General features: G+C 63.3%; 10 protein-coding genes and 1 tRNA gene. 1 reads left to right on the forward strand and 10 read right to left on the reverse strand.

Features of this window, described 5'->3' with window-relative positions:
- Window positions 1-155 precede the first annotated feature (155 nt).
- The 6 genes from G542_RS0114880 to G542_RS0114905 all read right to left on the reverse strand — a co-directional run bounded on the left by G542_RS0114880 (window position 156) and on the right by G542_RS0114905 (window position 6,364).
- Window positions 156-1,493, reverse strand: a complete 1,338-nt coding sequence (locus G542_RS0114880) for a sigma-54-dependent transcriptional regulator (RefSeq protein ID WP_034986109.1) — start codon at window positions 1,491-1,493, stop codon at window positions 156-158.
- The gene (locus tag G542_RS0114885) at window positions 1,486-1,848 is read right to left on the reverse strand and encodes a 5-carboxymethyl-2-hydroxymuconate Delta-isomerase (RefSeq protein WP_027824523.1); all 363 of its coding nucleotides are present in this window, start codon (window positions 1,846-1,848) and stop codon (window positions 1,486-1,488) included. Before G542_RS0114885 ends, G542_RS0114880 begins: the two co-directional genes overlap by 8 nt.
- A 2-nt stretch (window positions 1,849-1,850) precedes the next feature.
- On the reverse strand, window positions 1,851-3,671 hold the full coding sequence (locus G542_RS17240) for a sensor histidine kinase (protein ID WP_051190095.1): 1,821 nt from the start codon (window positions 3,669-3,671) through the stop codon (window positions 1,851-1,853).
- A 98-nt stretch (window positions 3,672-3,769) separates the two neighbouring features.
- Window positions 3,770-4,561, reverse strand: a complete 792-nt coding sequence (locus tag G542_RS0114895; RefSeq protein WP_027824524.1) for an ABC transporter ATP-binding protein — start codon at window positions 4,559-4,561, stop codon at window positions 3,770-3,772.
- A gap of 11 nt (window positions 4,562-4,572) precedes the next feature.
- Window positions 4,573-5,391: an ABC transporter permease gene (locus G542_RS0114900; protein WP_012696661.1), complete on the reverse strand. Its 819-nt coding sequence runs from the start codon at window positions 5,389-5,391 to the stop codon at window positions 4,573-4,575.
- A gap of 7 nt (window positions 5,392-5,398) precedes the next feature.
- On the reverse strand, window positions 5,399-6,364 hold the full coding sequence (locus G542_RS0114905; protein ID WP_012696660.1) for an ABC transporter substrate-binding protein: 966 nt from the start codon (window positions 6,362-6,364) through the stop codon (window positions 5,399-5,401).
- A 309-nt stretch (window positions 6,365-6,673) separates the two neighbouring features.
- Here G542_RS0114905 and G542_RS0114910 point away from each other — a divergent pair.
- Window positions 6,674-6,764, forward strand: a tRNA-Ser gene (locus tag G542_RS0114910).
- 294 nt (window positions 6,765-7,058) lie between these two features.
- On the opposite strand, the gene G542_RS17720 is transcribed toward G542_RS0114910, so the two are convergent.
- From G542_RS17720 to G542_RS0114925, 4 genes are read right to left on the reverse strand one after another with little or no spacing between them, the layout of a single operon-like run.
- Window positions 7,059-7,424, reverse strand: a complete 366-nt coding sequence (locus tag G542_RS17720) for a DUF4376 domain-containing protein (protein ID WP_012696658.1) — start codon at window positions 7,422-7,424, stop codon at window positions 7,059-7,061.
- 30 nt (window positions 7,425-7,454) lie between these two features.
- Window positions 7,455-8,240, reverse strand: coding sequence for a hypothetical protein (locus G542_RS18310; protein WP_228369952.1), 786 nt, complete (start codon window positions 8,238-8,240; stop codon window positions 7,455-7,457).
- The gene (locus tag G542_RS0114920; RefSeq protein WP_012696656.1) at window positions 8,167-8,688 is read right to left on the reverse strand and encodes a hypothetical protein; all 522 of its coding nucleotides are present in this window, start codon (window positions 8,686-8,688) and stop codon (window positions 8,167-8,169) included. The genes G542_RS18310 and G542_RS0114920 overlap by 74 nt, the downstream gene beginning before the upstream one ends.
- 19 nt (window positions 8,689-8,707) lie before the next feature.
- The gene (locus tag G542_RS0114925; RefSeq protein WP_012696655.1) at window positions 8,708-9,190 is read right to left on the reverse strand and encodes a DNA-binding protein; all 483 of its coding nucleotides are present in this window, start codon (window positions 9,188-9,190) and stop codon (window positions 8,708-8,710) included.
- Between the last annotated feature and the right edge of the window lie 473 nt (window positions 9,191-9,663).

Here is a 9,663-nt window from a genome sequence, read left to right on the forward strand (position 1 = left end):
GGCACGACCCGGTGTACGGTGCCGGCAGCCAGTCCGGGAGCGCCAGCGAAGCCGGGCCGGGATGGCCCGGCTGACCGGGCAGGCTCGCCGGGATGCCCGCAAGGCTGCCGTACCGGGCCGCAAAGCCCGCAGCGCAGGGACCACACCGGACAGGATCAGCGCCGGAACGATTCCGGCACGATGCCCAGCCGCGTCATCTTGTCGTACAGGGTCTTGCGCGGCACGTTCAGCTGCTGCGCCGTCTGGCTGACCTGTCCGCCACAGCGGTCCAGGGTGGCCCTGATCAGTTCGCGCTCGAAATCGTCCACGCGCTCGGCCAGCGAGCGCTCGCCGTTTTCGCCGGCAGACGACCCGCCGGCCGGACCGGGCGGACACAACCCCAGCACGAAGCGCTCGGCCGTGTGCTTGAGTTCGCGCACATTGCCCGGCCAGTCGTGCGCCAGCCAGCCCTGCCAGTCGGCCGCCGTACACGGTGGCGGCTGGCGGCCGAAGCGCCCGGCGGCGTCCTGGATGAAAGCGGTCATCAGCGCCTCGATGTCGTCCTTGCGCTCGCGCAGCGGCGGCAGCGTCAGCATGGCCACGTGCAGGCGGTAATACAGGTCGGCACGGAAGCCGCCACGGGCGGCAAGCTCCGCCAGATCGCACTTGGTGGCAGCCACCACCCGCAGGTCCAGCTGCCGGCTTTCGTTGCTGCCCAGCCGCTCGACCGTGCGTTCCTGGAGGACACGCAAGAGCTTGGCCTGCAGGTTCAGGGGCAGGCTTTCGATTTCATCGAGGAACAGCGTGCCGCCGTCAGCGTATTCGATCTTGCCGATACGCCGCTTGCCGGCACCGGTAAAGGCCCCGGCCTCGTGGCCGAACATCTCACTTTCAAACATGCTCTCGGGCAGCGCGGCGCAGTTGAGTGCCACGAACGGCCCGCGGCAGCCGCTGGCCTGGTGCAGGGCACGCGCCACCACTTCCTTGCCGGTGCCGGTTTCGCCCATCACCAGCACGTCCACCCGGCTGGGCGCCAGCGAGGCAATCAGCTGGCGCAGGGTTTCGATGGCAGCGGACTGGCCGGTCAGGGGCTGGGTGACGCTGGCGACCAGGGCCGAGCGCAGGGCGTGGTTTTCCCGGCTCAGGCGGGTTTTTTCCAGTGCCCGCCGGGTGGCGTCGACCAGCCGGTCGGCGGCAAAGGGCTTTTCGATGAAGTCGTACGCCCCGTCCTGCATGGCTTCGACCGCCAGGGAAATCTCTCCGTGACCGGTCATCAGGATGACCGGCAGGGCTGCATCACGCTGCAACAGGCTGCGCAGGAAAACGAGGCCGTCCACGCCGGGCAGGCGCACGTCGCTGACCACCACGGCCGGCGGCCCGGCGGCAAACGCTGCCAGTGCCGATTCGGCATCGGCAAATGCCGCAACCTGCCAGCCTGCCAGTGTCAGCGTCTGGGCACAGGCCTTGCGTACGATCGGGTCGTCTTCGACCAGCCAGATGCGCGCGTCAGGCATGCTGCACAGCCTTGGCATAGGTGGCGCGCTCCATCTCGGCCACGTCCACGCTCAGTTGCAGTTCCGTGCCGGCCGGCGCGATAGAGCCGGCTTCCAGCACGGCCAGCGCCTGCCGGGCCAGCGCTGCGCGCTCGTCCGCGCTGCGACCGGAGAGGACCGACAGCGTCAGGTGGACAAAGGCCCGCGGCGCCGGGACGACGCCGACGGCAAACTGCTCCAGCCGGATGGCGCGGCTTTTGATGTCGGCTTCGGCAAACAGGCCGCTGGCCAGCAGTTCGGCATTCAGGGCGGCCAGCATCCGGCCGGCGGCAAAGTCCGTCAGGTTAGCGCTGTATTCAAGAGTGCAGTGCGGCACGGTCATTCCTCTGGCGGTACGGCATTCAGGATCAGGGTAAACACGGCGCCGCCTTCGGGGCGGTTGCCTGCCTCCAGCCGCCCGCCCAGGCTTTCGGCAATGGCCTGCGACAGGGCAAGCCCGAGCCCCAGCCCCTGCCCGGCCGGCTTGGTGGTGACGAAAGGTTCGAACAGCAACGGCAGTACGTCTTCGGACAGGCCCGGTCCGCTGTCGCTGACCGACAGCAGGACATTGCCGTCCACCAGTGCGCCGTGCAGGATGATCTGTCGTGTGCCGGCCACTTCGGCCAGCGCATCCAGCGCATTGCTGAGGAGATTGATCAGGATCTGCCCCAGCCGGATCGGCTCGGCCTGCACCAGCAGGGTGACCGGTTGCAGGTCGATGTCGACCTGTGCGCCCAGCCGGTGCGCCCGGGTGCCGACCAGGCACATGGCCTGGGCGATGGCCTCGGACAGGCGCACCGGGGCCAGTTCGGCCGGTGCCTTGCGGGCAAACGCCTTGAGCTGGGTGATGATCTGCCCCATGCGCTGCGCGGTCTGCTCGATCAGGTCGAGGTTTTCCCGTGCCTCGCCGATCTGGTCGCGCGCCAGCAGCACGCGGGCGTTGGCCGACAGGGTGGTCAGTGCCGCCAGCGGCTGGTTGAGTTCGTGCGTCAGCCCGGCGGCCATCTGCCCCAGCGCTGCCAGCTTGCCGGCCTGGATGGCGTCGTCGCGGGTTTCGCGCAGGATGCGCTCGGTGGTTTCCAGCTGTGCCAGCCGCTGCTGGAGCTCGGCCGTACGCTCGATCACCTTGGATTCGAGCCGGGCATGGGTGGCCCGCAGTTCATCGGCAGCCAGCAGGCGTTCGGCCTTGCGCCGGTGGCGCTGCCAGAACAGGTAGGCCACGGCCGCCATCAGGGCGCTGGCGAGGCCGGCCAGTGAGGCTTCAAGGCCGGCGGTCTGGCGGGCCTGCCACGGGTCGGTGAACAACAGCATTTTCCAGTTCAGGGGGCCGATATGGCGGGCCTGCAACAGGACGCGGGAATCCTGGACGGCCGGAAACGACACCAGCTGCGGCCGGGACAGGTCGGCTGGCAGGCTACTGGCCAGCGGCTCCAGCGGATGTCCGCCGTACTGGCGGGTGCTGCTGAGCCGCATGGCCACGTCGGCAGGCACCGGTTGCAGGGTGCGGTAGCGCCATTCAGGCACGGCCGAGAGGAAAACCACGCCGGCAGCGTCAGCCAGCGCCAGCTGTTTGCCACTGCGGTTCAGGGCTGACTCAAATGAATCCAGCACCATCTTGACGACGACCACACCGGCAATCCGGCTGTCTTTCCAGACCGGGGACGAGATGAAATAACCAGGCTCGCCGGTGGTGGCACCGACGGCATAAAAGTGTCCGGTCCGGCCCATCATGGCTTCCTGGTAGTAGGGCCGGAAGGTATACAGGTGTCCGACAAAGCTCTGCGGCGTACCGGCATTGCTGGCAGCCAGCGTCAGCCCCCTGCTGTCGAGCAGGAAGGCGGTGCCGATGTGGGCCGAACGGGCCACCACCGACAGATAGCGGTTGGCTGCGGCCTGGCGCTCCGGGCTGTCCGGCTGCATCAGCACTTCGGTCAGGCGGGCTTCCTGAGCCAGTATTTCGGGCAGGTGCTCGTGCCGCCCAAGCGTGCTGCTGAGGCTGGCGGCATAAAAGTCGAGTTGCTGGGCCGATTCTTTGTGCAGGCGTTCCAGCGATGCCTGGAATGACCAGTAATAGGTAAACAGCACCAGGGCCAGCCAGCAGGCAGGCAACAGCAGCAGGAATGCATGGCGCCAGCGACACGTGACGGGTAAAGGAAGCATCTGCACCTGACGGACGGGGCCGGAAGCAAGGCCGGCAACCCCGACATCATAAGCAAGCCGGGGCGCCGCATCCATATGCCTTGTTGACCTTTTTTGGCTCAGTCCACCACAGCCAGGCGAAGCTCGGCGGCGGCATGGCGCTCCTGCTCTTCCATCACCAGCCGCCCCAGTTCGCGCTTGAGCTCGTTGAATTCGGCCGATGCCGGGTCGCGCGGGCGCGGCATGGTCACCCGCTGGTCGCGCTTGACCGTGCCGGGGCGATAGGTCATCACCACGATACGGTCTGCCAGGTAGATCGACTCTTCGATCGAGTGCGTCACGAACAGGATGGTCTTGCCGGTTTCCTTCCAGATGCGCAGCACCTCGTCCTGCAGGTTGCGGCGGGTCAGCGCGTCCAGCGCCCCGAAAGGCTCGTCCATCAGCATGATGGGCGAATCCAGTGCCAGCACCCGCGCGATGGCCACGCGCTGGCGCATGCCGCCGGACAGGTCTTTCGGGAAACGGTCACGGAAATCGCGAAGCTTCAGCATGTCGAGCAGCCGGTCGACAGTGGCGTTGATCCTGGCGCGTGGCTGCCCCTGCACTTCGAGGCCGAAGGCAATGTTCTGCGCCACGGTCATCCACGGAAACAGGGCGTATTCCTGGAACACCATGCCCCGCTCCGGCCCGGGGCTGCGGACTTCGGCACCGGCAACGGTGATGCTGCCGCTGCTGGGCGGGGAAAACCCGGCCACGGCATTGAGCAGGGTGGACTTGCCGCAGCCTGACGGCCCCAGCAGGCAGACGAATTCGCCGGGTTCGATGACGAGATTGATGTCCTTGAGCGCGTGCACGTCGCGGTCGCGGGTGCTGAACACTTTCTGGACGTTGTTGACAATGATCTGGGTCATTCTGGATTCCATTAATGCTCAAGGCCACGGTGCCAGCGCAACAGGTGGTTGTTCAGACGGCTGATGGCGGTATCGATCGCCAGGCCCAGGAGGCCGATGGTCAGCATGCCGGCGATGATCTTGTCCGACCACATGAACTCGCGGGCCTCGAGGATGCGGAAGCCCAGCCCGTCGTTGACGGCGATCATTTCCGACACGATCACCACGATGAAGGCCGTGCCGATGCCGATGCGCACCCCCGCCAGGATGTAGGGGGTGGCGGCCGGCAGGATGACGCGGGTGAACATGGTCCACGACCCCACGCCGAGGTTGCGCGCGGCCCGCAGGTAAATGCCGTCAACATGATTGACGCCTGCGATGGTGTTCATCAGCACCGGGAAAAACGCGCCGATCGAGATCAGGAAAAACGATGGCGGGTTGCCCAGGCCAAACCACAGGATGGCCAGCGGAATGTAGGCAATCGGCGGGATCGGACGCAGCACCTGCAACAGCGGGTTGAACAGTGCATACAGGCGCGGATTGGCCCCCATGACCAGACCCAGCGGCAGGGCGAGACCGGCTCCGACGAGGAAACCGACCACCACGCGGTACATGCTGGAAATGGCGTCATGGATCATCTCGCCGGAAAACAGCCAGGCGAGATAGCCCATCTGCGCCGGGTCGTGCGGCTGCATCGGCAGCAGGGAGGCCCACCACTTGGCAGCCACGGCACTGGGTGCCGGCAACACGACCGCGCTCATCAGGCCTGCGCGGGCGCAGGCCTCCCACACCACCAGTGCCAGCAGCGGCACGATGGCGCCTTCAACAACGGACTTCAGCTTCAGCGACATGGGCGGCTCACTTCACCTTCAGATCGGCTTTGGCCTTTTGCAGCAGGTCGAGCTTGACCCACTCGGCGGCCTTGGGCGGCTTTTGCATGCGGCCGACACCGTATTTCTGCATGAAGCCGGTCGTGACATCGACGTGCTGGAGGGTCACGTCATAGGTGTAGTCGGCGTTGTCCATCGCATCCTTGAAGTCGTCCGAGGTGATCTGCCCCTTGAACATCTTGTCGCGTACGTAGGTTTCGGCGAGCTTCATGTCCTTGTTGAACGTGGCGGTCGACTCGACAAAGCATTTCATCACGCGCTGGGACAGGTCCTTGTTGGCGTAGAGCTTTTCGGTCATCACCAGCAGGCGGTACGGTTCGCCCATGGCGGTGGTGTAGGGCTTCATCACTTCCACGCCGAACTTCTTGTTGATGGCCTGCGAGGATTGCGGCTCGGACTGGCACATGGCATCGATCTGCCGGGCCACCAGCGCCTGGTTCAGGTCGGCAAACGACAGGAACACGATCTGGACGTCCTTGCCCGGCTTGTCCGACCAGGTGAGGCCGGCCTTTTCCAGCTCGGCGTACAGCAGCAGTTCATGCGCGCCACCACGGGTCACGCCGACTTTCTTGCCCTTGAGTCCCTTGATGTCCTTGATGCCGCTGTCCACACCCGCCACGATGCGCGCACCGCCCTTGGCAAAACCGGCCACGGTATAGATCGGCACACCATTGGCACGTCCGGAAATGGCGCCATCCGAAGCCAGGGCAGCCAGATCGACCTCGCCTGCCACGATGGCCGGCATGATGTCCGGTCCCTTGGGAAACATGCGCTCTTCCACCTTGATGCCGTATTTGGGACACACCTCCTTCATGTATGACACGGCGCCGTAGTGGGCAAACTTCAGGTTGCCAAGGCGGATGATGTCTTCAGCCTGGGCCGATACGGCAAACGCGGCAGCCAGACCGGCAACCAGCATCTTGATAGAGGTCATGATTTCTCCTGGATATTGTTGTAAGTGCCATTTGCATGGCGCACGCCATCAAATGCACATCGCATGCCAGAAAACAAAAACCATAACCAGCTGATTTACATGAAATTCAATACTCACCACCAGCCACATCACGGCGAAATACCGCATGCACACCCGCTGGCGCGGGCGACATTCCGCACACCGATCCGGCAATCACAGCGACAGTACAGCAGGACTTATCCCGCACAAGAATCCTGCTGACCGGAAAAAATTCATCTCAGCCCTTGCCAACACCGGTGTTCATACATAGAATGCGCGACTCATCTCAGCGGAGAGATGGATGAGTGGTTTAAGTCGCACGCCTGGAAAGCGTGTTCAGGGTAATACCCTGACGGGGGTTCGAATCCCCCTCTCTCCGCCAGAACACCAAGTCAAAGCCCTGATTATTCAGGGCTTTTTCTTTTAGAGCTGTTTTCGGTACGCCAGTCAGTATGCCATTTCGCATCGGTTTGTAACGCGGCGCGGCTTTTGTCCCTTTTTCGCGGGACATTTGGCATCGTGCTGGAGCCGGCCAGTTCCAAGGTTTTGCGCTACCTTTGTCACATTTTTAGCCGCATGAATTCTCGTCCGGTTGGATGCTCATGACACCCGCCCGGACGCTACCCTTCCTTATGCTTGGGCTGGCTCTGGCCAGCCCGGCTGGAAGGCCTCCAGCTCAGCGCGGCTCATGCCCGCGATTTGCTGCTCCATTTCCAGCCAGCGCTGATAGATCGCCGCGTGCAGTGATGGCCTGCCACAGCGATTGCAACTCAGTGAACGTCAGCGGCACGATCTGGCGGTCTGCCGTCAGCCATCGCTGGCCAGCGTGTTCGATACCGGCAGCGCGCTCGGATTTTTCCCAGGCGGGGAGCCGCTCTAGCAGGGCGTCATCCGTAGACTCGTCTGCAGGCAGCGGAGTATTTCCCGCAGCCAGCCAAACCTTGTACTCACGCCAGTCGCGGTTCCGGTCATCATCCGGAATCATCGCACTGTCGAATAGGCGCTCGACCCCACCCGTGCCAATGAGTTTGTAGCCTTCCATGATTTCTCCTTACAGTTCAGCGTCAGCTGACTAGGTTGTCGAAAATGCGTTCTGACTAGTCGGTGTCTGCCCTGTGTAGTTCGGAGAGTTCATGAGAGTCACTGCGTCGGCATCAATCATGTAGTTGACGTAGGGTACGTACGGATTTGCAGGCGGTGTTGTTTTGGTGAATGTAGGTGTAGCGCGCTTTTTCACTTTGAAAGAAATCTGGTGAGACCAGTAGCAGTACGTGTTGCCGCTGGTAGTGCTGTTGCCGATCTGGATCATCCAGTTAGCAACGCCACTCTCGTAGTAGCGCTGGCACAATGACAACTCGAGTCCGGGCGGACGCTCTTCGTAGCGTGTCGCAACGGGAGACTTTTCGAGCTGTGGGCGAGATACAGTTCCAGCTGTAAATTTTACGGCCACGTTGACTCCGCCAGGCAACGCGATGGCCTCACCATTTGAAACGGAAGTGCCGCCAACGCTCGCTGATGCCGTTCCCGTCCATGACAAGCGGTAGATGCCACCAGAAATAGCGGCACCCTCGATGACTTGCTCCATGCCACCAGCCGGTGCTGTGACCGTGAGAGTGTTGCCATCGGTCGCCCAAGTCAGACGCTGCCCGCTGATCACGACTCGCCATCGATCGACCGTGTATTGATTTGCTGTGCTGGTCGGTGTTCCAGACACATAACCGCGCTGATTGATGCTGAAATTGCTGTTGATCAGCAGCTTCTTGAAGCCGCCGACAGTGAGCAGGTCATCCGCTCTGGCGAAATAGCTGGCCGGGTGTCCTTCCAGTTTTGCCGAGCCCCCGGCGCAGCGGGTAGACAAAGGTATTCGACACGCCGGGCACTTCCATGACCTGCGTCGAGCCCGTTTCCGGGTTGATCACCTTGGCCTTGAGGCCATGGCCGTCACCGACCCACACGTCACCCGGCTGCAACTGGCTCCAGTCGCGGCGAACGAACGGCAGCTTGGCCTTGAGGGCCGCGCCGGTATACCGGCCGACATACAGGGCTGCCGGCGGCAGCTTTTTAAGGATGCGGCGGACCGCATGCACGCTCGGGACGATTTCGCCGGCAGGGAATGCCTTGGCAAAATCCCGATAGGCTTCCGACAGGGAGGGCTTTCCCGGACGGCGGTACGCCGCTAGAAACCCACCCAGCCACCACGGCATGGCCTGATCGGCCTCACGGACTTGAGGGGCCAGACGGCGCAGGCGTTCGGACGGGCTTTCAGTTGAATCAAAGGCGCTTTCCCAGCGACGCAGCGTTCTCACGCAAACCGTCCGCTCGGCATTACCACGTGCGTTGGCACAATCGACCAGACGCTGGAGTAGTTCTGGCAGAGCACGCTGGCTGGCGGGCAGCCTTGATCCCCATGACGCGGGAGAACTTTTTGACTTCGCCCACCAGGGCGCAGCGGGCTTCGGCGACAGCGCGTTGTTTGCTGGTCAGCCGCTCGACCGTGGTCAGCGTCAGGCTCAGTTGCTCCTCGCGCCGGGCCAGACGTACCTCGCTGGGCAGAATGACGCAGGTCGTGGCTGATTCCTGCAGTTCCTGAGCCTGACGGCGGCGGATTTCGGCCTGGGCTTCTTGAGGAAGGCTGGTGATGGCGTATGTCCGAGCAATGCCGGCCCGGCCTCGACTAGGAAGCTCCCTTACCCCCCATTGCTCTCGGCGAGCGAGATGGTCAACACCTTGCCTGCTTGTTGGCAAACAAGGCAATTGCATGTCCGCCAGCTCGGCTGCGCTGAAATGGGTTTTACTGGCTACGGTCATCACTCGCCCCCTTGGAACAGGTCCAGCTCGGGTTAGCCCGTCTTGCGGACGTTCTCGCGGTGGTAGGCGAACTCGGACAGGGTCAGGTTCACGGCTGCAACGGTTTCATCCAGCGAACCATTGCCGGTGTAAAAACGGGACAGCAGAGCCATGGCTGTGCTGCGTTGGCCTGGGTATCTGCCAGCTCCGGTACACCGGCTTTCTTGCCGGAAGGGATGTCGATGACCACCCGGTTGCCGGGAGCCATGCACAGGTACTCGCTGACATGGGTGGCCCGGCACACTGCCGGATACGGTTCAGCGGCATGGATGATTCGGCACGCCAGCGGTACAGGGTCTTGAGGTCGACCCCCATCAGGTCGGCCAGTACCTTCATGGGACGGCGACTGTGTTCGGCCGCTTCGAAGTTCATCTCGATGGCTTCATCAAGCGAGCCCGGCAGGCGCTTTCTGTTTCGCATCTCGGTTTACCTCT

Origin of the sequence: Laribacter hongkongensis DSM 14985, assembly GCF_000423285.1 — a bacterium.
In the GTDB taxonomy this organism is placed as follows: domain Bacteria; phylum Pseudomonadota; class Gammaproteobacteria; order Burkholderiales; family Aquaspirillaceae; genus Laribacter; species Laribacter hongkongensis.